The 20517-nt window shown below is 35.7% G+C and carries 29 protein-coding genes, 1 tRNA gene and 1 pseudogene; 24 read left to right on the top strand and 7 right to left on the bottom strand.

The window, feature by feature from the left end:
- Positions 1-25 precede the first annotated feature (25 nt).
- From GQ596_RS00760 to GQ596_RS00670, 20 genes are all read left to right on the top strand, one after another.
- A complete protein-coding gene (locus GQ596_RS00760) occupies positions 26-319 on the top strand; it encodes a hypothetical protein (protein ID WP_160399787.1) in 294 nt (97 codons plus the stop codon).
- Positions 319-732 carry a hypothetical protein gene (locus GQ596_RS00755; protein ID WP_160399786.1) on the top strand — a complete coding sequence of 138 codons (414 nt, stop codon included), beginning with the start codon at positions 319-321 and terminating at the stop codon, positions 730-732. The genes GQ596_RS00760 and GQ596_RS00755 overlap by 1 nt, the downstream gene beginning before the upstream one ends.
- On the top strand, positions 733-909 hold the full coding sequence (locus GQ596_RS00750; protein WP_160399785.1) for a hypothetical protein: 177 nt from the start codon (positions 733-735) through the stop codon (positions 907-909).
- Between the two features lie 5 nt (positions 910-914).
- A complete protein-coding gene (locus GQ596_RS00745; protein ID WP_160399784.1) occupies positions 915-1076 on the top strand; it encodes a hypothetical protein in 162 nt (53 codons plus the stop codon).
- Entirely contained in the window at positions 1063-1938 is an 876-nt protein-coding gene (locus tag GQ596_RS00740; protein WP_065560686.1) for an ATP-binding protein, read from the top strand. Before GQ596_RS00745 ends, GQ596_RS00740 begins: the two co-directional genes overlap by 14 nt.
- On the top strand, positions 1925-2605 hold the full coding sequence (locus GQ596_RS00735; RefSeq protein ID WP_160399783.1) for a ribonuclease H-like domain-containing protein: 681 nt from the start codon (positions 1925-1927) through the stop codon (positions 2603-2605). The genes GQ596_RS00740 and GQ596_RS00735 overlap by 14 nt, the downstream gene beginning before the upstream one ends.
- A 201-nt stretch (positions 2606-2806) precedes the next feature.
- The gene (locus tag GQ596_RS00730) at positions 2807-3034 is read left to right on the top strand and encodes a hypothetical protein (RefSeq protein ID WP_160399782.1); all 228 of its coding nucleotides are present in this window, start codon (positions 2807-2809) and stop codon (positions 3032-3034) included.
- 227 nt (positions 3035-3261) lie between these two features.
- Positions 3262-3513, top strand: a complete 252-nt coding sequence (locus GQ596_RS00725) for a hypothetical protein (protein WP_160399781.1) — start codon at positions 3262-3264, stop codon at positions 3511-3513.
- A gap of 3 nt (positions 3514-3516) precedes the next feature.
- Positions 3517-3720 (top strand): hypothetical protein, encoded by a 204-nt coding sequence (locus GQ596_RS00720; RefSeq protein ID WP_160399780.1) that lies wholly within the window; start codon positions 3517-3519, stop codon positions 3718-3720.
- A 2-nt stretch (positions 3721-3722) separates the two neighbouring features.
- Positions 3723-3989: a hypothetical protein gene (locus tag GQ596_RS00715; RefSeq protein WP_160399779.1), complete on the top strand. Its 267-nt coding sequence runs from the start codon at positions 3723-3725 to the stop codon at positions 3987-3989.
- A 1-nt stretch (position 3990) separates the two neighbouring features.
- Positions 3991-4290, top strand: a complete 300-nt coding sequence (locus GQ596_RS00710) for a hypothetical protein (protein ID WP_160399778.1) — start codon at positions 3991-3993, stop codon at positions 4288-4290.
- Between the two features lie 2 nt (positions 4291-4292).
- Positions 4293-4619: a hypothetical protein gene (locus GQ596_RS00705; protein ID WP_160399777.1), complete on the top strand. Its 327-nt coding sequence runs from the start codon at positions 4293-4295 to the stop codon at positions 4617-4619.
- 2 nt (positions 4620-4621) lie between these two features.
- Positions 4622-4747, top strand: coding sequence for a hypothetical protein (locus GQ596_RS11145; RefSeq protein WP_255475400.1), 126 nt, complete (start codon positions 4622-4624; stop codon positions 4745-4747).
- Positions 4737-5183: a single-stranded DNA-binding protein gene (gene ssb / locus GQ596_RS00700; RefSeq protein ID WP_160399776.1), complete on the top strand. Its 447-nt coding sequence runs from the start codon at positions 4737-4739 to the stop codon at positions 5181-5183. The genes GQ596_RS11145 and ssb overlap by 11 nt, the downstream gene beginning before the upstream one ends.
- Before the next feature lie 6 nt (positions 5184-5189).
- On the top strand, positions 5190-5750 hold the full coding sequence (locus GQ596_RS00695) for a hypothetical protein (protein WP_160399775.1): 561 nt from the start codon (positions 5190-5192) through the stop codon (positions 5748-5750).
- 98 nt (positions 5751-5848) lie between these two features.
- Entirely contained in the window at positions 5849-6112 is a 264-nt protein-coding gene (locus GQ596_RS00690) for a hypothetical protein (protein ID WP_160399774.1), read from the top strand.
- A 70-nt stretch (positions 6113-6182) separates the two neighbouring features.
- A complete protein-coding gene (locus GQ596_RS00685; RefSeq protein WP_160399773.1) occupies positions 6183-6485 on the top strand; it encodes a hypothetical protein in 303 nt (100 codons plus the stop codon).
- A gap of 57 nt (positions 6486-6542) precedes the next feature.
- A complete protein-coding gene (locus GQ596_RS00680) occupies positions 6543-6857 on the top strand; it encodes a hypothetical protein (RefSeq protein ID WP_160399772.1) in 315 nt (104 codons plus the stop codon).
- 98 nt (positions 6858-6955) lie between these two features.
- Positions 6956-7315, top strand: a complete 360-nt coding sequence (locus tag GQ596_RS00675; protein WP_160399771.1) for a hypothetical protein — start codon at positions 6956-6958, stop codon at positions 7313-7315.
- A gap of 553 nt (positions 7316-7868) precedes the next feature.
- A complete protein-coding gene (locus GQ596_RS00670; RefSeq protein ID WP_160399770.1) occupies positions 7869-8915 on the top strand; it encodes a site-specific integrase in 1047 nt (348 codons plus the stop codon).
- Positions 8916-8941: 26 nt separating this feature from the next.
- On the opposite strand, the gene GQ596_RS00665 is transcribed toward GQ596_RS00670, so the two are convergent.
- A tRNA-Ile gene (locus GQ596_RS00665) sits at positions 8942-9018 on the bottom strand.
- Positions 9019-9229: 211 nt separating this feature from the next.
- Here GQ596_RS00665 and GQ596_RS00660 point away from each other — a divergent pair.
- A complete protein-coding gene (locus tag GQ596_RS00660; RefSeq protein ID WP_160399769.1) occupies positions 9230-9589 on the top strand; it encodes a DUF4156 domain-containing protein in 360 nt (119 codons plus the stop codon).
- Positions 9590-9657: 68 nt separating this feature from the next.
- Here the strand turns inward: GQ596_RS00660 and serC are convergent, their stop codons facing one another.
- The 6 genes and pseudogenes from serC to GQ596_RS00630 all read right to left on the bottom strand — a co-directional run bounded on the left by serC (position 9658) and on the right by GQ596_RS00630 (position 17408).
- The gene (serC, locus tag GQ596_RS00655) at positions 9658-10743 is read right to left on the bottom strand and encodes a 3-phosphoserine/phosphohydroxythreonine transaminase (RefSeq protein WP_160399768.1); all 1086 of its coding nucleotides are present in this window, start codon (positions 10741-10743) and stop codon (positions 9658-9660) included.
- A 158-nt stretch (positions 10744-10901) separates the two neighbouring features.
- The gene (gene argH, locus GQ596_RS00650; protein ID WP_160399767.1) at positions 10902-12275 is read right to left on the bottom strand and encodes an argininosuccinate lyase; all 1374 of its coding nucleotides are present in this window, start codon (positions 12273-12275) and stop codon (positions 10902-10904) included.
- A gap of 243 nt (positions 12276-12518) precedes the next feature.
- Positions 12519-13736: pseudogene (locus GQ596_RS00645) on the bottom strand (argininosuccinate synthase); the annotation flags it as partial.
- A gap of 104 nt (positions 13737-13840) precedes the next feature.
- Positions 13841-14620, bottom strand: coding sequence for an acetylglutamate kinase (gene argB, locus GQ596_RS00640; protein ID WP_160399765.1), 780 nt, complete (start codon positions 14618-14620; stop codon positions 13841-13843).
- 76 nt (positions 14621-14696) lie between these two features.
- Positions 14697-15707: an N-acetyl-gamma-glutamyl-phosphate reductase gene (argC, locus tag GQ596_RS00635; protein WP_160399764.1), complete on the bottom strand. Its 1011-nt coding sequence runs from the start codon at positions 15705-15707 to the stop codon at positions 14697-14699.
- Positions 15708-15944: 237 nt separating this feature from the next.
- On the bottom strand, positions 15945-17408 hold the full coding sequence (locus tag GQ596_RS00630; RefSeq protein ID WP_160399763.1) for an aminoacyl-histidine dipeptidase: 1464 nt from the start codon (positions 17406-17408) through the stop codon (positions 15945-15947).
- A 148-nt stretch (positions 17409-17556) separates the two neighbouring features.
- Between GQ596_RS00630 and gpt the strand changes: the two genes are divergently transcribed.
- Genes gpt through proB form a run of 3 tightly spaced genes read left to right on the top strand, consistent with a single transcriptional unit; the run spans position 17557 to position 20508 of the window.
- On the top strand, positions 17557-18090 hold the full coding sequence (gpt, locus tag GQ596_RS00625) for a xanthine phosphoribosyltransferase (RefSeq protein ID WP_160399762.1): 534 nt from the start codon (positions 17557-17559) through the stop codon (positions 18088-18090).
- A gap of 23 nt (positions 18091-18113) precedes the next feature.
- Positions 18114-19370, top strand: a complete 1257-nt coding sequence (locus tag GQ596_RS00620) for an alpha/beta hydrolase (protein ID WP_160399761.1) — start codon at positions 18114-18116, stop codon at positions 19368-19370.
- Between the two features lie 25 nt (positions 19371-19395).
- The gene (gene proB / locus GQ596_RS00615; protein ID WP_160399760.1) at positions 19396-20508 is read left to right on the top strand and encodes a glutamate 5-kinase; all 1113 of its coding nucleotides are present in this window, start codon (positions 19396-19398) and stop codon (positions 20506-20508) included.
- The last annotated feature ends 9 nt before the right edge of the window (positions 20509-20517 follow it).

The raw sequence follows: 20517 nt of genomic DNA, 5'->3' as shown, positions 1-20517 counted from the left end.
AGCAGATAGACAGGGGGATAAAACAATGACAAGCAAAAAGATTATTGAGAGATTACAACAGCTAGATTGGTATGTTGAATATAAAACTGAGCATGAATTAGCGTTATTGTTAAATGCTTGTTTAGATGCTGGTGTTGGCTGGTACGATGGAGGAAATGCTACAGAGATTGTAGACAGTGACCCATTTCCTGCTCCAATCGGACGATCGTCAAAACACCGGAATGATAATCTGGGTTTTTATGTTGGTTTAACTGATGAAGCTTTAAAGCAACATCAAGACATAACAGATTGGTTTTTCGAAGAGTTGAGGAATGAATAATGGAAAAATTAACACCACAGAATGACCGTGAAGAACACATGGTGCAGGTTTTATTAGCAATACTACAAGGTATACCAGTTGAATATAAAAGTAAAAGTAATGATTGGACAGAGTTAAAAAACTCTTTTTTAATTCTCAAAGAAAACACTAAATATCGCATTGTACCAAAACCAACACCGCTGCCTTTTTCACGTGAAATGTGGCAAATGTTTAATAAAAAATGGAAATTAGCGACGATGAATAGAGATGAAAGCATCTCTTTACATACACAAACGTCATTTCTTAATCCGTGTTATGAGCAGTGGTCAGTTTCTGACGACGCTGAAACAATTGATGTAACTGATTTGCTAGCAGTAAATACCGCCGGCATTAACTGGCGTCTCCCACTCACAAAACGACCAGAGGACGTCTAAATGAGCACAATACCGATTGATTACGTCGGCTGTAATGTACATGACACAGACCGATTCAGGCTAAATTACAAAATGACTAAGGGCGAGCAAATATACGCCCTTTTTTGTACCTATATTTTAACATTAGGCGGACTGTTTGAGCTGATTCGTTGGATGTTAGAAGTGGCAACGGAGTGAAGATAATGACATGGGAAGAAGTATATGGCTCACTACCCATTCAAGCCAGAATGATTATTGATATAGCAGAAGCGTATAAGGTTGATTTAACAGAATTAGCTAATTTACAAGTTCAAAAACAAGAAAACGACACGCATTTAAATGAGGTTCGATATGGTAGAGATTAGAAAAGCGGTTAGAAAAAAAGCAAAATTAAGATTGGGTATAGCAGCACCCAGTGGCGCAGGTAAAACTTACTCATCATTGCTGTTAGCTTTTGGGCTGGGTCAAAAGGTAGGGTTAATTGACACAGAACAAGGTAGCGGTGATTTATATGCTGATTTGGGCGACTATGACATTATTCAAATTGAAGCCCCCTACACTATTGATAAATATCTACAGGCAATTAAGGCGTTCGAGCAAGCTAATTATGACGTAATTATTATCGATAGTCTTTCTCACGCATGGGCAGGCGATGGCGGTTTATTGGATAAACAAGGGAAAATCGCAGATAGCGGTAAGGGAAATGGCTACACAGCTTGGAGAAGCATCACGCCGGAGCATAATGCGCTAGTTAATGCAATGCTAGCAAGTCCATGTCACATTATCGCAACAATGCGAAGTAAGCAAGAATATGTTCTACAAGTTAATGATAACGGTAAACAAGCTCCCAAAAAAGTTGGCATGGCGCCTATTCAGCGCGATGGCATGGAATATGAATTCACTGTCATGTTTGATATTGATATTAATCACAATGCAACATCAACAAAAGATAGAACGCGGTTATTTGACGGCAAAATTTTTAAGATTACATCGGAAACTGGCGAGCAATTGCTAGCGTGGTTAAATAACGGTGTTACAAAAGAGCAGGCGGAAGTTAATAATTTCAAAGAAAAGACCTCTAATATTTCATCTTTGGATGAACTGCAGAAATTATTCGCTATTAGTTTTAATAACTTACGTGGATGCAGTGAGCAAGAAGAAGTTATAGAGCACTACAATCAGTTAAAGATAAAGCTTTCAGAAGGTGAAAATAATGAGACAGTTTAATATTTATTTCGATATAGAAACAATTCCAACTCAGTCTAGCAATATAAAAAACTATATTCAAAGTAATTTAACAGCACCAGCTTCTTACAAGAAGCCTGAATCGATAAATGCTTGGCTCGAAGAAAATAAAGAGCCAGCTTATCGGAAAACCGCATTAAATGGCGGTTTTGGTCAAATTGTTTGCATTGGTTATGCAATCAATGACGGAGATGTGAAAGTAATTCATTTTGATAACTGGGCATCATCTGAAAAACAAATATTACAATCATTTTTTAATGACTTGATTGAGTGTTATAGACCAAGTGCAGACATAACACCACATTTTATTGGTCACAATATCGAAAACTTTGACCTGCGCTTTATTTATCAACGTGCAATCGTGTTAGGTGTAAAACCACCGGCGTTTTTACCGCTCAACAGTAAATCATATAACAATATGTATATATTCGACACAATGACGGAATGGGCAGGTAAACGTAATTACGTATCACTGAATGAAATTTGTTTGTCGCTCGGTATGCAGCCAAAAGGTGACGAAATAGACGGCTCTAAAGTTTGGGATTTTGTGCAGGATGGAAAATTAAAACAAGTTGCAGACTACTGTGCTGATGATGTTGAAAAAGTTAGAGCAATTCATAAAAGAATAACATTTCAAGATGTAGCTTAAATTAAACAGCATAACCGTCCAAGTTACGGTTTTTAATAACGTCTGGTATATGCGTTGATGATTAGTGTTAGCAGAGACCTGTCCTCCTTTCAGTTAGCGCACTAGTTTGAAATATACAAGCCGTACTGTTTGAGATGACGGTAGTCACGCCGTTGGCGACAGAGTGACACCCACCCAAATCACTACATCAGAGAGGTTTAAGTGAGCGAAAAAGTATATGACGTTGATTTGCCATCTCCCAAGTTCGGAATGTTCGACCCCGTTTTTTATGACGGCATGAGAACAGAAATAGCAAATAACAATTTTTATTATGCATATGATGAATCGGGTGTCATGTGCCCTTGGTATTACATCCCAATTTTTATGGACGGGTTTATTAGCATTCAATTAGTACCAGAAACAGATTTAAAGGGGGTGAGTAATGATTAATTGGCGTGATGCTAGTAAAGAGTTGCCAGAAGCCCTTACTGATTGCATCGTAATTACTAGGTCATTTTCGCAAGACGGAAAAATTATAACTAGCACTCAGAACTCATGTTATTACAGAAGAAGCGATAAATGGGGGCATGTTAATGGCTGTCATGTTTTGGTGTGGGTTTACACGCATGAGTTAATACAGTTATGCGGATTAAATCAATATTTAATAGAGGTGAGAAATGACTAAATTGAACTGGCGTAAATTTCCCGATGAAGTACCCAAGAGCAGTGCGGCAATCATCATTCGAAAGCGGTATGATGGCGATGAGCTGTTTTATGAACACGCTTTTTATGATACTGCTAAAAAGCAATTTTACAGACAAACTCATAATCATTATCGTGGTTGGTTTGATGAGTATCTCAATGAAAATGAAGTTGCTAAAATCACGCACTGGATTTATGCAGATGAGCTACCACTACCAGAGGAGTAAATTATGAAATATTTTACGTATGACCACAATGGCGATGGTTTTGAATATCACAACACGGCAGAAGAAGCAAAAAAATACGCTGAAGAGTCTTTAGATTTTTATCTGCAAAACGACAATCATGATTTCGTTGATATTTACTGGGGTGAGATAAAAGAGTCTGTGCATTCAAATGATGCAGTGCTTGAGTTAAAAGCAATTGAGGAATGATCATGGGTGATATGGGTGACGCTTTTCGTGAAATGCGCGAAAATTACAAATTAAAACGTCATGCACGATTAGACAAAAACATGGAGATAATCGAACAATGTAATCTTCAATACAAAATCGATACAAATTACACAGTTTTATTCAAAACGCAAAATGGTACTCTTTCATTCTATCCCACCAAAAATAAGTTTATGATAAAAAACAAGATTTATTGCGGAGGTGCTAAAAGCGTTCTGGGGTTTATTAAAAACATGAACAAGGTTAAATAAAATGAAATGGATAGACAACAATTTAATAGATGATAAAAACAAATATTTAGTCGGTTTTGAACGTGGTGGTGACTGCTGTGACTGGGCTGATATCACTGTTTATGATAATGACGGAAATGATATAACGGATGACGATTTGACAGATTGGGAATTTTGCGAATTTCCAGATTTGGGCGCTAAAGATGGTGAAGATAGGATCGCTATTGTTAATAAAAAACTTGGCGTGACAGGTTATGTGCATTGTGAAAGCTCGAATAACGGCTATTATTCAGCATGTTATTGGACTGAAAAAACGGAGTAATTATGATTACAGATGAAGAATGGAAAAAGCTAAAAGTTGGTGGTGTTGTCTATGTTGTGAGTGATGTTTTTTATGCTGATGACATTTTTTTACAAAAAGCAACTATATCAAAAATCACAAAAGCACAAATGAAGTTAGGTTATGCCGAGCGTTTGTATGTTCAGACTTATAACAAATCTCAATCTGCTCGTTTGTTTACTAATGCATACGATGCTTACAAATATGGAATTAATTTTTTGTCAGAAAAACAAGAAGAATTACGTAAAAAAATAAACGAAATAGAGTCTAATAAAGCTTTTTTTACAAAGAGCTATGAAAAAATGGAGTAATTATGATTACAGGTGAAAACTCATTGACACGAACTGAACTATTAAAAAAAGCAATTGCTTGCGTTAAAGAAATTGAAAAAATGCAAAAACAAATTGATAAACGACTGGAGCGAAAAAATGGCAAATAGAGGAATAAATAAAGTCATTTTAGTTGGTAACTTAGGTCAAGATCCCGAAGTTCGTTACATGTCTAATGGGAACGCCGTTGCCAATATTAGTATTGCAACATCAGAAACATGGAAAGATAAACAAACGAATGAAAACCGTGATCGTACTGAATGGCATCGTGTTGTTATTTTCGGTAAATTAGCTGAAATTGCGGGCGAGTACTTAAAAAAAGGTTCACAAGTTTATCTTGAAGGACAATTACAAACTCGAAAATGGCAAGACCAGTCAGGACAAGATCGTTACACAACAGAAGTGGTGATCAACCCAATTGGTGGTACTTTACAAATTTTAGGTAGTCGTGATAGTGATAGCACTAGTCAGCAACAATCTAAACCGCAAGCAACAGCACCAGCTCAGGCTCAGCAAGATACATTTGATGATGATATTCCTTGGTAGGTAAATATGGATAAACAAGAAATAATTAAAAAGTGTATTGAGTCTTATTCAAGACTAAAAAATTTAAAATTAGTTGGGCTTGAAGTTGGTATTCCGTGGCAGACCGTTTATGTATATCTAAAACGAGAGGGAATAGCAGTTACTGGCGATAAAGCCAGATACGGTTCAGCTACAGATAGAATAGCTATCATCGGTGAGCAACGTTTTTATAAAGCGGTGCCTTTCGCAATAGATAACAATAACCTGCAATTCCAAGCCTCAGTAGATTTTAGCGTATTCAATCTAACTGTTGATGTAAAAACCTCAAAATTACAACATAAAAAGATAAATACAAGATCATCTGATAGGTGGGCTTATTGCATAAACAAACAAAAGGATATTGCCGATTTATTTGTCTTTTATGCTTTAAATGACGAGCTAGAAACAGAACATGTTTTTCTCATGCCAAATGAGATAGTCACAAACGCAACAACAATATCGATACCAAAATCAGGAAAAAGCAAATGGTTCGATTATAAAGTTAATGAAAATGAACTTGCAGGATTTTTTAAGCAATTAGCAGCTTAACTCTATACTTCTTCCAATAACTCACTGAACAACCACCCTATCCTATTAATTTTACAAATATCTGCGCTGATTATTTGGCGAATATTGAAGGAATAATTATGCAAATTGATGAATCCGTATTTAACCACGGCGAAATCGAATTTCAACATATCGACTATGGTTATGTTTTCTTGTTTGATAACGAGCTTTATATGAAGATTGAATTAGACCCGATTATTCTGTCGTTTGTTTTCAAATGCTCATCTAAAGGTGTACATGAAATAACTAGCGGGGGCGCAATCAATCTTATTAGCGGTCAAGGAGAAGTGTTTGCTGATAACTGTATGGTTGAACCAGTAAAAGCTGTAATTAAAAGAAAATAATAATCCCTCCTTAATTCTACATCACGCTGACTATTTGGCGTGCGATTTCTATTATCTAAAGGAAACAATTATGACAAAACAATTAACTTTCATGGGTCACAGCGACGATATTTTTAGTGTATCAATCGACGGAAAACCTGTCGAAGAAATAGACTGTTTCGATGAAAAAGCTAGATACAAAGTAAGCGCTGGCAAAAATCAACTTTATGTTATTGGCGAATTCGTTGCCCCGGGAGTTTGGATGATTGGCGTTGCTCAAGTAAACGCAGGTATACAAATTCCAAGCTGGAGTATTCAGTTGACAAATGGACACAATTACAGCCCAACATTAAAAATTGAATGCCCAGATGACATAAAAATCGAAGAGTGTTAAACAATATCCTCCATTGGGGGTGACTCTAATGAATTAACATCCAAATTGGCGAAAAATATGAAAGGTGAAAATATGAAAGGTGAAAAATTTAGCAAGCTAATGAAACAACGAACTCTAAAGATTAATGATGTACTAATTGCTCTTGGTTACGATACAGAATGTTATTGCGATGGTTGTTATGAGATACAAGGTCGTAATGATTTATTTCGCGTGAGAGTTCTACCGACGGAAAACGTCGTTCAAATCGGTATTAAAAAGACATTCGACCGTTGGGCTAATTCTGTAGATGCATATTTTGAAATACCCGTAACCGTTGATCAATTTAAAGCCGAGTTAACGCGTGTAACAAAATTATTAAGAGGTGAGAAATGAAAAAATCACTAAAAACAACTGATGCCATACAAAAATGGCTGGACGGGATAAATAGCGGAATTTTACATCCCAACGTCGATAAGGATGTACAGAGACAAATGAGATTAGGTAATTTGTTAACAGAAACTGGACTGTCAGTACACAAGAATAATTCTGAGACGTCAGCACAACGAACACTATCACGGCTTGGATATACGGATAATGGCGGAGAAGAATGGACACCTCCTCTTGGTAAACCTCCTAAATTTGATTTAATTGATGAACTACGTAAAGAGATAGCAGAATTAAAATCACAAAAACACATCAACGAAATCAAAGCAATGGGTATTGAGGAAGCTGTAAACAACGCTGATAACGAAACGTACATCGGTGTTACTGATGGTGAATTTCCGCCACAAAAACAATACAGGGCTGAAATTCTGGTATTTGCTGATAACTTAAGGGGTAAAAATGACTAACTACACTAAAGCACAGCGAGAGATGATTTTTTAAGAGGGCTTATGAAAAAATTTATAAAATTACACTGTATTGATTTTAAGCGTAATTCAATAATTGAATTAACTTCACCAACTGTTATTAATACTGATTTAATTGTATCCATTAATAGAGAAGAAGTTAGGCACCCATGTACGGGTCAATGGATTTTTTTTACTAGAATAACTTTAAAAGATGCTGACGATATTTTTACATACGAAAGTGTAGATAATATTTATTCATTAATGGAATCGTCTTAACGAAAGCAAATAGCAATAATTGCTATTACTGAGTGTTATTTATTGATGAGAGAAAACCAGAGGTAATTATGGAAATGATTACATTGAAAGATGCGGCAAGAATAACAAAATTATCTTACACGTATCTTTATGAAAAAAGAAAAGAATACGGATTTTCTTTTCAATCTAAATCAAAAAATAGAGTTGGAAAATGGTTAGCTGATAAAAAAGAGTTTGAAGAAAAGTTCAAAGCAAATCATAATGCAAATCGGCTAACCTCTGAAAAGGAGGTAAAAAAATGTCAATTAAAAAACGTGGCGACGTCTGGCATATTGACATCGTCGCGCCAGATGGCTCAAGAATTAGACGCTCTACTGGTACGGCAGACAAAAAGCAGGCGTTAGAATATCACGATCGGCTAAAAGTTGAATTGTGGGAAACGTCAAGAATCAACAAAAAGCCAACAAGGCTTTTTGAGGAAGCTATTATATTGATGTTAAAAGATGGAGAACATCAAGCAAGATTTGACTATAAACAGGCTCACGCAGAATATTTTTTAAATATCTTTTCGGGTAGAGATTTATCAACTATTACTGGTGAGGAGTTAACGAATAGTATACCAAAATTTCATGCAAAAACTAAGAAACCGATAGCAAATGGTACAAAAAACCGTTATCGCTCTACGATTTTAAGGGCTTTTAGTTTAGCTCATAAAATGAATTGGATTGATGCTGTCCCGTACATTCCTCGTTATGGTGAGCCGAAAGTTAGAGTAAGGTGGATCACAAAAGAAAAAGCAAGCTTACTCATCCAGAATCTGAAATTACAATGGATGAAAGATGTTTGTTTTTTTGCGCTATCAACTGGTGCACGTATGAGTGAGATATTTACACTAACGTGGCACAATGTTGATCTTGTTAATCGTGTAGCAACCGTCACTAACGAAAACGCAAAATCAGGAAAAGCAAGAGCTTTATTACTAAATCATGATGCAATGGAGTTAATACGCAAATTAAGATTTAGAGATAATTGTGAATATGTATTCACTCGTTCAACTAAAAAGCGAGTTTATGATATTGATCGAAGAGACTTTAAGCAAGCCTGTCTATTATCAGGAATAGATAATTTTCATTTTCATGATTTGCGCCATACTTGGGCAAGCTGGCATGTTCAAGCAGGTACACCACTCTATACGCTCAAAAATCTTGGTGGATGGGAAACGTTAGAGATGGTGAATAAATACGCTCACCTAAACGCGGATCATATGCTTGAATTTGCAAACAATGTCACATTTACGGCACAAGGCTCATTCGATGACACAATGGAAAATGTAAGAAATGCTTAAAAACTTATATAAATCATGGTGTTTAATGGTGGCCCCTACTGGACTTGAACCAGTGACCAATCGATTATGAGTCGACTGCTCTGACCAACTGAGCTAAGGGGCCATTTGGATGTGCTACTGAGTTAGTAGGGTTGCGATTATAATAGAGTTAAATTGAATTTGCTACAATTAATTAATAAAACAAGTTGATTTGGCTATTTATTAATCTGCATTTTATTAAGTTTTATGCTAATTTAATTACTGATATTTTTTGTTTAACTAAACTGATACAATAATTTAAGTTATTATTCGTTGTTATATTGGATGAGGAAATTATGTTTATCAAAAAATCACTAGTTATCGGCGTTGCAATATCAGCAACGCTGCTTTTAAGTGCTTGTAGTAACTCTAATCATCAACTTACCTCTGCTGGTAGTCAGGTTAAATTCATCGATACAAAGCCTGCCGCTTCTTGTCAATTATTAGGTAAGGCTGAGGGGCGTCGTAGTAGTTTCTTTTCAGGAGTAAAAACGCATAGCGAGCTTATTCGTGATGCCGCGACAGAACTGATGAATAAGGCCGCTGAGATGGGAGGAAATGTGATTTACAATGCACAAGATACGTCTATGCAGTACATTTCAGATATTGCACCAACAGATGCAGTTATGGTTGGTGAGGTTTATAGTTGTAAATAATTTGTCACTAAAAAGCGGGAGGTTTTTCCTCCCTTTTGGTTATTGATATTTCTTAGTAAAATCTTAAATTAACCATTTTGTTTTTCAAATTGTCGCATAAAATCAATTAAATAATTTACACCATCTTGATCCATGGCATTATAAATAGATGCACGCATTCCTCCAGCAATTCGGTGACCTTTTATTCCTATAATGTTAGCTTGGGTTGCTTCGCTTACAAATTTTTTATCCAATTGTTCATTTGGTGATAAAAAGGTGACGTTCATTATTGATCGATTAGCTTTAGAAACCGTATTTCTATAAAAACCGGATTGATCGATAAATTGATAAAGTAATTGCGCCTTGGCCTGGTTTCGTTGTTGCATTGCTTTTAGTCCACCAAGGTTTTTAATCCATTTAAAAACTAAACCAGACATGTACCATGCAAATGTAGGCGGTGTGTTAAACATGGAGTCGTTGTCTAATAAGATTTTGTAGTCTAATATTGATGGTAGGATTTTTTGTGCATAGCCAATTAGGTCTTCACGCACAATAACTATAGTGATACCTGATGGGCCGATATTTTTTTGTGCACCAGCATAAATGATGCCATATCTACTTATATCAATAGGTTGTGATAATATGCACGAAGATAAGTCAGCAACAACAGTTTTGTTGTCAAAATTAGGTTCTTCGAAGATTTGAACGCCGTCGATTGTTTCGTTTGGACAATAGTGTACATAAGCAGCGTCATTATTTAATTGCCATTCTGACATGGGTTTGATAGCGGTTAATCCATCTTGTTTAACAATAACATTTTGTTCATTAATTTGGCAATATTTGCTAGCTTCTTTGGCGGCACATTGGCTCCAGTAACCGCTGTTAATGTAGTCTGCACTGGTTTTATTCCCTAAAATGTTTAGTGGTACGGCGGCAAACTGTGCTCTGGCTCCTCCCTGACAATAAAGGATTTTGTAATTATTAGGGATGTTTAAGATTTGACGCAGATCATTGCTTGCTTCAATAGCACATGCATCAAAATCTTTACCTCTATGGCTTAATTCCATGACCGATGCGCCAGTATTATGCCAATTTAATAATTCAGCTTGAACTTGTTTTAATACATCTGTAGGTAATTTTGCAGGACCTGCACTAAAATTATAACTTTTATTCATTGCAATTCACTTTAATCCATTCAAAAAAGAGTTCTATTCTTACACTGTCTGCACAGATATACAATCAGATTTTTTATAACAAAATCGCATAGAAGTGAATACGTTAGTATAAAAACGCCAGCAGATGCTGGCATAACGTTATTGAGGAGTTTAGTTGATTATGATAATTGTTGTTTTGCAACTTCAATTGCTGATTTTACTTGTTGTGGCGATACACCACCTTTAGCACAACGTTTAGCTAGGCAGGATTCTAATGATAATACTGGGTAAACGTCACTTTCAATCACTAAGCTAAATTTCTGTAATTCTTCAAGTGAGAGTTCTTCAAGTGCTTTTTGTTTTGCAATAGCCTCTACTACCGCTTCACCAACAATATGGTGAGCTTCTCGAAATGGTATGCCTTTAGCAACGAGATAATCAGCCAGTTCGGTCGCATTAGAATAGCCTTGTTTGGCCGCTTCTTCGCAATTTGTGTAATTAATTTTAATATCTTCTAACACTAGTGTAGCCATATCCAAACATTCTAGCCAAGTATCAAGCGCATCAAATAGGTGTTCTTTATCTTCTTGTAGATCTTTATTGTAAGCCAGAGGTAATCCTTTGAAAGTCACTAATGCTCCTGTTAGCGCACCGACAACTCGCCCTACTTTGCCACGGATCAATTCTAATGCATCGGGATTCTTTTTTTGTGGCATAAGTGAAGATCCCGAAGTCACACGATCGGATAGTTCAACAAAATTGGCTTCGCCACTATTGAAAATAATAAGATCTTCAGCAAAACGAGATAGATGTATCATACCTATTGAAGCATCATTTAATAGTTCAAGAATGTGATCACGATCAGACACAGAATCTAAACTGTTATTAGTTGCTTGGGTAAACCCTAACCAATGCGCTAGTTGGTCACGATCCATTGGATAGGCTGTTCCTGCTAATGCACCTGAACCTAAAGGACTAACATCAAGACGTTTTAATGTATCTTCTAAGCGACTAACATCACGACTAAGCATTTCAAAATAGGCTAAACACCAGTGGGAAAACGTTATTGGCTGGGCTCGTTGTAAGTGGGTATAACCAGGCATAATCGCATTTTGATGTTGTTCTGCTGTTGTAACTAGTGATTGTCGCAACTGATCAATTGCATTAATTAAATGAGAAACTTGCGTTTTACACCATAGTTTTAGGTCAGTTGTCGATTGGTCGTTACGACTTCGTCCTGTGTGTAATTTTTTACCTAAATCACCAATTTTTTCGATCAGTTTTTGTTCAACCCAGCTGTGTATGTCTTCAGCATCACTTTGTAAAATCTGTTGAGGAGCTTGTTGAACTGAAAGTAGTAATTCATTTAAGGCTTTTTCTAGTTTTTTTTGCTCATCATAAGATATAACGTCAACGGTCACCAATGCTTTTGACCAAGCAATCGAACCGATAATATCTTGCTCAGCAAGACGATAGTCAAAGCGTAATGAGTCATTAAAATGTTTAAACCTTTGATCTGCCGCTTGGCTAAAACGTCCACCCCATAATGCCATAATTACCTCAATATTATTTTAATGATTAGTTATACGATTTTAATTTATCGTTTTTATATGTTTATATTTATAATAAAATTTGATTTTATCAACAATAAAAATAATATATACAGGGTTTAACCTGTATATATTTATTATAGTAGTTTGATTTTTTGATACTAGCGCTTATTTTTTCGTTTTTGTGACTGCTTTTTTAGTCGCTGTTTTTGGACTTTTAGCTGTTTTAGCCTTTTGGGCTGGTTGCTTTTTCTTTTCTTCGTTTAAGGCACGTATGCGTGATGACAATGAGAATAGACGAATAAACCCACCTGCATGGCTGTGATCATAAACTTCATCTTCACCAAATGTAGCAAATTCTTCGTTATATAAGCTATTTGGCGATTTCTTTTGTACTGCCGTTGCATTGCCTTTATAAAGTTTGACCACAACTTCGCCGGTCATGTCTTGCGCCAAGACTTCGGCTGCAGCTTGAATAGAACGACGATATGGTGCAAACCAACGACCATCATAAACAACATAAGCCATTTCTAAACCTAATTGTTCGCGCCATTTAAAACTGTCACGATCTAATATTAATTGTTCTAAGCCTCGTAATGCTGTCATCATTATGGTACCACCAGGGGTTTCATAACACCCTCGTGATTTGATACCAACTAAGCGGTTTTCAATAATATCGACTCGACCAACACCATGCTTAGCACCAATTTTATTTAATGTTGCAACGCAGTTATAAGGTGATAGTTTTTTACCATTGACTGAAACAACTTCGCCTTTTTCAATCCCAATAGTAACAAGTTCTGGTTTATTTGGCGCATCTTCTGGCGAAACAGTCCAAGCCCAACAATCAGCATTAGCTTGGTTCCATGTGCTTTCAAGAACACCACCTTCGGTTGAAATGTGCCATGCGTTTTCATCACGGCTGTAAATTTTTTCAACGGTTGCGGTAGTTGGAATTTTACGGGCTTTTAAATAATCAATTAACGCTTCGCGTGAACGTAGATCCCACTCACGCCAAGGTGCGATAACTTTAAGTTGTGGGGCTAGTGCAGTATAAGTGGTTTCAAAGCGTACTTGGTCATTACCTTTACCTGTTGCGCCGTGGCAAAGTGTGTCTGCACCGACTTCTAATGCATATTCAACTTGTGCTTTTGCAATAATTGGACGAGCCATGGAGGTTCCAAGATAGTAAGTACCTTCATATAGTGCCCCAGTTTTTAATACCGGATATACATAGTCTTTAACAAATTCTTCTCGTAAATCAACCACTTTACAAGCAACAGCACCTGATGCTTTAGCTTTCTTTTCGACATCTTTTAATTCTTTGGGGTCTTGACCTACATTGGCAACAAATGCATAAACTTCACATCCACCATAGTTCTCTTTTAACCAAGGAATAATTGCTGATGTATCTAAACCGCCCGAATAAGCCAACACAACTTTTTTTGTTCCACTTTTTTTCATGTTATACCCTTTCTAAATTAACTTACGTAAATAAATGAGTTAAAGATGTTTACTTTTAATATTCAAATAGAGGTAGCCAAATTAATATACTAGCAGCTCAATATTTAAGCAATGATTCTTGTGCCTGTTATACCTGATTGTCCGTTAAATAGTTCAATCAATTTGTCAGATTCTTTCCAACTAGCAATATCAATAGCTCGTCCTAAGGCTTTAGCTGCCTCAAAAGCAGCATTGACTTTCACTATCATCCCCTCAGTAATAACACCTTTGGCAATTAGTTGATCAGCTTGCGATTGTGTTAGTGCTTCAATACGTTGTTTATTTTCATCAAGTACGCCAACCACATCAGAAAGTAATATTAAATCGGCATTTAAAGTTTTAGCAAGAGCAACAGCAGCGTGATCGGCATTGACATTCATCATCTTACCTTCTTCAGTAATACCAATGGAGCTGATAATAGGTAAGTAACCAGCATTAGTAAGTAAGTTTATTAACGTAGGATCGCCAGCTTTAGCTTCACCAACATAACCTAAATCTTCTGAAATTTGTTTAACTTCCACACTATTACCGTCAGCTAAACAGAGCCCAACACTAGCTATTTTTTGTTTTTTTGATTCTGACAATAATGTGGTATTGGCACTACCTGCAAGACTACCGACAATAACATCAATTTGGTCAGCGGGTGTTACACGTAACCCATTTCGACGAACTACAGGTAAGGAGAGTCTATCCATCAAAGAATCAACGACCGTACCACCGCCATGAACAATGATTAATGAACGTTGAAAATTCTTTTTATATTCACTAATGACAACAAATAATTTACTTAAGGCATCTTTGTTATCAAGTAATACGCCACCAAGTTTTATAACTAATGGTTTCATTTTAGTTCCCTATTAATTTAACTTATTGTTAATACGTTCAAAATTTTGGGTAAAATTAAAATAATTTAACCCTTTTTTATAATAATGATGCTGTTTCATCAAAACCAAATCGAATATTCATGCACTGCACCGCTTGCGCTGCAGCACCTTTTAATAAGTTATCTTCAACAGAAATTAATATTAAATGACGATCTTTTAATACAAAACCAATATCACAATAAGGCAAACCAATTACAGACTTTAGTGCAGGCCAATCTTTCTGGTAAACTCTAATTAGCGGTTTATTCTGATAGTATTTATTTAAAGCAGTTAGAATGTCTTGTGATGTTACCCCCTCTTTTACTCGGCAAGTTATTGTGGCATGAATACCTTGTTTAAAACTGCCTAAATGGGGTGTAAAAATTACCTCTTGACCTAAATGTGTTGCAATTTCAGGTTGGTGACGATGCGTAAATAATCCATAAGCGTGTAAGCTTACTTCACAAAATATATTATTATGCGAAGGTTTTCGCCCTGCACCACTCACACCACTTACAGCATTAATGACTGGCCATTGCGAATTATCTAATAGCCCCTCTTCAATTAATGGTTTAAGCGGTAATTGAGAAGCCGTAGGATAACATCCTGGTACCGCAATGAGTTGTGCACCTTTGATCTGTTCGCTATTCCATTCAGCTAAACCATAAACAGCTTTGTCTAACCATTTTTGCTGTTGATGTGTGAAGCCATAATACTCAGAATAAAAAGCAGCCGAATTGACCCTAAATGCACCTGATAAATCAAAAACAACGCAGCCATGATCTAAAAAATAAGGTGCAATATTGTGGCTGACAGCATGTTCAGTTGCTAAAAAAACAACGTCAACATTATTAATATAAGAGGAATAATCTGCTGTAGCAATAAGAGGTAAATCAACAATACCTTTTAATTGGGGATGTAAATCGTAATCAGAAATCAGTTTACCAGCATCTTGACTGTTCTCTGATACAGTTAATGCAATAAGTTCAATATGTGGATGTTTGTGTAAATAATAAGCTAATTTCGCACCAGCATAACCACTCGCACCAACAATAATAGCCTTTAACATACCAACCCTTATTTATTTTTTATGCAATAATGTTCATATAGTAGGTTATTTATAAAGCTATTACAAGTACAAAATGAATTTTTATTCACTTTTTTTGAATTTAATTTCATCTTGCAGGTGTTTTTTTGTTATCTGACTATGATGTTCAAAGATAAAACATCATAGTCTTGAATGATTTTTAATAAGATAACTCAACATGTTAATTTTTTGCCGAAAAAAACAGCAGATACTAGAAAATTATTTTAGGCAGCTGGCCGATTTTAAGATCGCTATTAATAATTCCCAATATCGGTAAACACTTTGAATATTGACTTTTTCGTCTGGAGAATGTGGTGAAACAATTGTTGGTCCAATTGAAATCATATCCATGTTTGGATAACTCTGCTTAAATAAACCGCATTCAAGCCCTGCATGAATCACCATTATTTTCGCTTGCTGAGAAAATATTTCGTGATATTTATTTTTTGCAAGTTGTAACAATTGTGAATCTAAATTAGGCTCCCAACCAGAATATCCTCCACTAATTTCATAATTAGCATTTGCCAATTGGCTAAGCGATATCAATGTCGATACAACAGCATCTTTTGCACTATCAACTTGAGAACGAATTAAAAAATGAACAATTAGTTGATTATCTTCAATATTGACAATACCTAAATTAAGTGATGTTTCAACCACACCGTCTAATTGGTTGCTCATTCTAACCACACCATTAGGTGCTGTATTTAACCAATTGATGATTTTATTTTGATGCTCAGTAGTTAATACGCGTTTTACTTTATTGGACTGAACTTCTGATAATGTGATTTCAATAGTCGGCTCTACATGACCTAACTCATTGTGCAAAATAGTTTGATATTGTTGAACAATTGCTTCTAATTTAGGTAAATCTTGTTTATTTAGTGTGATTTCAGCAAAGGCTTCTCTTGGAATCGCATTACGTAATGATCCGCCTTTTATATCAGCCAATCTAAATGAAATATCTGGTGCATATTGAGCTAAAAAGCGAGCCATCAATTTAATTGCATTACCTCGACCAAGATGAATATCACAGCCTGAATGCCCACCTTTTAACCCTTTAAGTGAAAGATTCATATAGCAATCATGCTTTTCTGGCATTACAGCATAAGTAACAGCAAAGGTAGTAGTAAAGTCAACGCCACCAGCACACCCTGTAAATATTTCACCTTCATCTTCAGAATCGGTATTAATTAAATATTGGCTTTTTAACCAATTAGGTTGTAAACCAAAAGCACCGTGCATACCGGTTTCTTCTGATACTGTTACTAATACTTCAATTGGTCCATGTTCAACTGTTGGATCAATTAAAACAGCAAGTGCAGATGCTAGTCCAACACCGTTATCTGCACCTAATGTAGTACCTTTGGCTCTTACCCATTCGCCATCAATATAAGCTTGAATTGGGTCGGTTAAAAAATCGTGAATTGTACCCTCATTTTTTTGTGGCACCATATCCATATGTGCTTGTAAAGCAATGGATGGGCATTCTTCCATACCTTTGGTAGCTGCTTTAGTTAATAAAATATTACCCACTTTATCAAGCTTACAATCAATATGATGTGTATTGGCAAAATCGACAATATATTTAGTTATCATTTGTTCATGATGAGACGGATGCGGAATATTACAAATATCATTAAAAATTTGCCAAACAGATCTCGGTTTTAGTGTAGAAAGCATAATATAACCCCAATATTAAGTAAGTAATAAATTTGAGTGGTTTTTTTTATCTAATCACTCTATAATAAGGTGCAATTTTACATCTATTTTTAGTCCATTAATATTAATTTATTATATTCGTATATCCGATTAAAATTGCAGGTTACTCATGTCAATAGAACAAACATTAACAGAAGAAGAAATTAAAGCCAAAAAACAACAAAAAGCAGAACTTATTGCTGAAAAGAAAAAATTCAACGTCACCTGGGAAATGTTACAATCCTACGGTCGTCAGCTTTCAGAGCGTTTATTACCTGCAACACAATGGAAAGGCATTATTGCCGTTAGTCGTGGTGGACTTGTTCCTGCTGCTATTTTAGCGCGAGAATTAAGTATTCGCTATGTCGATACAGTTTGTATTTCAAGCTATGACCATGACCACCAGCGTGAAAAACTAATATTAAAACAAGCCAATGGAGATGGTGAAGGCTTTATCGTAGTTGACGATTTAGTCGATACGGGTAACACAGCTCATACCATCCGCGAAATGTACCCAAAAGCTCATTTTGTCACTATTTTTGCAAAACCTGCTGGTAAACCTCTTGTTGATGATTATGTAATTGATATTGCACAAGATACTTGGATCGAACAGCCTTGGGATACTGGTGTCATGTTTGTTAAACCGATTTGTGATCATAAATAATCAAGAAGAGCATTAAATTTGTTATGGTAGCTACCGAAAATCTAACAGCACAAATATTTAAGCCACAATTTGATTACCCCGAGACATCAACGCTTATTAAGCGTATCGATAGTGGCGATGGTAGTAGCATTAGTGCCTTAGATGGTGAAATTGACTCAAGATGGTATCGAATTATTAATGCTGTTTTGTGGCATTGGCGGGGGTTACCAAAATTAGAGGCTGAAGCGGTTTTATCAAAAATTGCCGCTTCAACTAAGCATCACACCAATGATAAATGGTTAGATACAGTCGTTGGTTACCAATCAGGTAACTGGGTTTATGAATTTTTAAATCAAGCAGCAATATGGCAAACTAAAGCTGAATCGTTTGATAAAACAAATCTTACCAACGAAGATAAAAATAATTTACTCAATTATTATCTTATTGCCAGTGAATTATCAAGTATTGCTAGCTATCCACATTTTAAAAATGACGAACTTGCAATGTATGCCCAAACTTGTGCTTACCAAAGTTATACAAAAGCACTTAACTTTTCAGCATTTTTGACTAAAGAACTTGAATTTAAAGTTGATAATCGTAATGTCAAAGCAATATTACATTTACCAAAAACAGAAGGAACTTGCCCTGTTGTACTAATTTGTAATGCATTAGGTAATTTACAAATTGATTATTACCGTTATTTTAGTGAATTTTTAGCACCTTATGGATTTGCTATGCTAACGGTTGATCTGCCAACTGTAGGTTATAGCCGTAACTTTGCTTTATCTCAAAATAGTAGCCAAATTCATCAAGCCATAATAGAACAGCTTCCATCTATACCTTGGATTGATAATAATCGTATCATTGTTGCAGGGTTTCGGTTTGGTTCGCATATTGCAACACGTTTAGCTTATTTGATGCCAAACAAAATAAAAGGATTGTTTAATTTTACTCCACTAATCCATCAGATCTTTGTTGATAAAACGTTACAAAAAAACCTACCTAATAGTTACAAAGATATGCTTGCTAGTCGTTTAGGATTACCGTCAATATCCAATCAACAATTAGCAGCTGAGTTGAACTACTTTTCGCTAAAAAATCAAGGGCTTTTAAATCATGCTTGCCAAGTTCCTGTTATGAATATCATTTTTGAAGATGATAAACTAAGTAACCTTTGCGAGGCAAAATTGATTCATTCAACTAAACAAAACAAAGTAATAACTGTATCTAAAAAGCAATTACAAAAAAGCCTGCATCAGGCATTAGCACAATCAGTAAAATGGATGGAGTCAGTTCTATAATTCACGATTAAAAAAGAGTAATATTATGACTAATAAAAAACAACAGACAATTGTTGTTAAATTAGGTACTAGTGTGCTTACTGGTGGATCTAAGCAATTAGATAAAGCAAAAATAATTGAAATTATTCAACAATGTGCATTTTTACATCAAGATGGACATAAAATTATTATTGTTACATCTGGCGCAATTGCTGCTGGTCGCGAATATCTTAACTTTCCTCCCCTACCCAACACCGTTGCATCCAAACAATTACTTGCCTCTGTTGGACAAAGTAAATTAATACAACTTTGGGAACAGCTATTTTCTATCTATAAGATCTATATCGGTCAAATGTTACTTACTCGTGCCGATTTGGAAGATCGTGAACGATTTTTAAATGCGCAAGACGTTTTAAAAGCAATGTTAGATAATCATATTATTCCTATTATTAATGAAAATGATGCTGTTGCAACCGCAGAAATTAAAGTTGGTGATAACGATAACTTATCAGCGCTAGCTGCTATTTTAGCCGAAGCTGATAAACTAATTTTATTAACAGACATTGAAGGTCTTTATACAACCGATCCAAGATCAGATAAAAGTGCCAAATTGATTCATGAAATTGATCATATTGATGATAATTTACGAAGCATCGCTGGTGATAGTGTTTCTGGACTTGGTACTGGAGGTATGAGCACAAAAATACAAGCGGCCGAGGTCGCTGGTAGTGCTGGTATTGAAGTTATAATTGCCGCAGGAGGCAAAGCCAACGTTATTATTGATATTGTTAATAATCAATCTGTCGGTACACGATTTATACCTCAAAAAACCCCACTAGAACATCGAAAACACTGGCTTTTTGGTGCACCAAAAGCTGGAATAGTACAATTAGATGATGGTGCGGTTAATGCAATATTAAATAATGGGAGTTCACTATTACCTAAAGGTATTATCAACGTAGAACAGAACTTTTCTCGTGGTGAAGTTATTGATATTTGCGATAAATCTGGCAAACGCATTGCGCGTGGTGTCAGTCGTTATAACAGTGATGCTTTAAGGCAAATTGCTGGGCATCATTCTCAAGAAATTAGTCAAATTATTGGCTATGAATATGGTCATGTTGCTGTTCACCGTGACGATATGATAATTAAACAATAAGGAAAGAAA

This window comes from Gilliamella sp. Pra-s60, from assembly GCF_009795755.1.
In the GTDB taxonomy this organism is placed as follows: domain Bacteria; phylum Pseudomonadota; class Gammaproteobacteria; order Enterobacterales; family Orbaceae; genus Gilliamella.
This window is presented reverse-complemented; position numbering and strand designations above follow the sequence as displayed.

Coding starts and splice junctions, on each gene's coding strand:
- GQ596_RS00760 (WP_160399787.1), top strand. CDS start 26: ATGACAAGCAAAAAGATTATTGAGAGATTACAACAGCTAGATTGGTAT.
- GQ596_RS00755 (WP_160399786.1), top strand. CDS start 319: ATGGAAAAATTAACACCACAGAATGACCGTGAAGAACACATGGTGCAG.
- GQ596_RS00750 (WP_160399785.1), top strand. CDS start 733: ATGAGCACAATACCGATTGATTACGTCGGCTGTAATGTACATGACACA.
- GQ596_RS00745 (WP_160399784.1), top strand. CDS start 915: ATGACATGGGAAGAAGTATATGGCTCACTACCCATTCAAGCCAGAATG.
- GQ596_RS00740 (WP_065560686.1), top strand. CDS start 1,063: ATGGTAGAGATTAGAAAAGCGGTTAGAAAAAAAGCAAAATTAAGATTG.
- GQ596_RS00735 (WP_160399783.1), top strand. CDS start 1,925: ATGAGACAGTTTAATATTTATTTCGATATAGAAACAATTCCAACTCAG.
- GQ596_RS00725 (WP_160399781.1), top strand. CDS start 3,262: ATGACTAAATTGAACTGGCGTAAATTTCCCGATGAAGTACCCAAGAGC.
- GQ596_RS00720 (WP_160399780.1), top strand. CDS start 3,517: ATGAAATATTTTACGTATGACCACAATGGCGATGGTTTTGAATATCAC.
- GQ596_RS00715 (WP_160399779.1), top strand. CDS start 3,723: ATGGGTGATATGGGTGACGCTTTTCGTGAAATGCGCGAAAATTACAAA.
- GQ596_RS00710 (WP_160399778.1), top strand. CDS start 3,991: ATGAAATGGATAGACAACAATTTAATAGATGATAAAAACAAATATTTA.
- GQ596_RS00705 (WP_160399777.1), top strand. CDS start 4,293: ATGATTACAGATGAAGAATGGAAAAAGCTAAAAGTTGGTGGTGTTGTC.
- GQ596_RS11145 (WP_255475400.1), top strand. CDS start 4,622: ATGATTACAGGTGAAAACTCATTGACACGAACTGAACTATTAAAAAAA.
- ssb (WP_160399776.1), top strand. CDS start 4,737: ATGGCAAATAGAGGAATAAATAAAGTCATTTTAGTTGGTAACTTAGGT.
- GQ596_RS00695 (WP_160399775.1), top strand. CDS start 5,190: ATGGATAAACAAGAAATAATTAAAAAGTGTATTGAGTCTTATTCAAGA.
- GQ596_RS00690 (WP_160399774.1), top strand. CDS start 5,849: ATGCAAATTGATGAATCCGTATTTAACCACGGCGAAATCGAATTTCAA.
- GQ596_RS00685 (WP_160399773.1), top strand. CDS start 6,183: ATGACAAAACAATTAACTTTCATGGGTCACAGCGACGATATTTTTAGT.
- GQ596_RS00680 (WP_160399772.1), top strand. CDS start 6,543: ATGAAAGGTGAAAATATGAAAGGTGAAAAATTTAGCAAGCTAATGAAA.
- GQ596_RS00675 (WP_160399771.1), top strand. CDS start 6,956: ATGAGATTAGGTAATTTGTTAACAGAAACTGGACTGTCAGTACACAAG.
- GQ596_RS00670 (WP_160399770.1), top strand. CDS start 7,869: ATGTCAATTAAAAAACGTGGCGACGTCTGGCATATTGACATCGTCGCG.
- GQ596_RS00660 (WP_160399769.1), top strand. CDS start 9,230: ATGTTTATCAAAAAATCACTAGTTATCGGCGTTGCAATATCAGCAACG.
- serC (WP_160399768.1), bottom strand. CDS start 10,743: ATGAATAAAAGTTATAATTTTAGTGCAGGTCCTGCAAAATTACCTACA.
- argH (WP_160399767.1), bottom strand. CDS start 12,275: ATGGCATTATGGGGTGGACGTTTTAGCCAAGCGGCAGATCAAAGGTTT.
- argB (WP_160399765.1), bottom strand. CDS start 14,620: ATGAAACCATTAGTTATAAAACTTGGTGGCGTATTACTTGATAACAAA.
- argC (WP_160399764.1), bottom strand. CDS start 15,707: ATGTTAAAGGCTATTATTGTTGGTGCGAGTGGTTATGCTGGTGCGAAA.
- GQ596_RS00630 (WP_160399763.1), bottom strand. CDS start 17,408: ATGCTTTCTACACTAAAACCGAGATCTGTTTGGCAAATTTTTAATGAT.
- gpt (WP_160399762.1), top strand. CDS start 17,557: ATGTCAATAGAACAAACATTAACAGAAGAAGAAATTAAAGCCAAAAAA.
- GQ596_RS00620 (WP_160399761.1), top strand. CDS start 18,114: ATGGTAGCTACCGAAAATCTAACAGCACAAATATTTAAGCCACAATTT.
- proB (WP_160399760.1), top strand. CDS start 19,396: ATGACTAATAAAAAACAACAGACAATTGTTGTTAAATTAGGTACTAGT.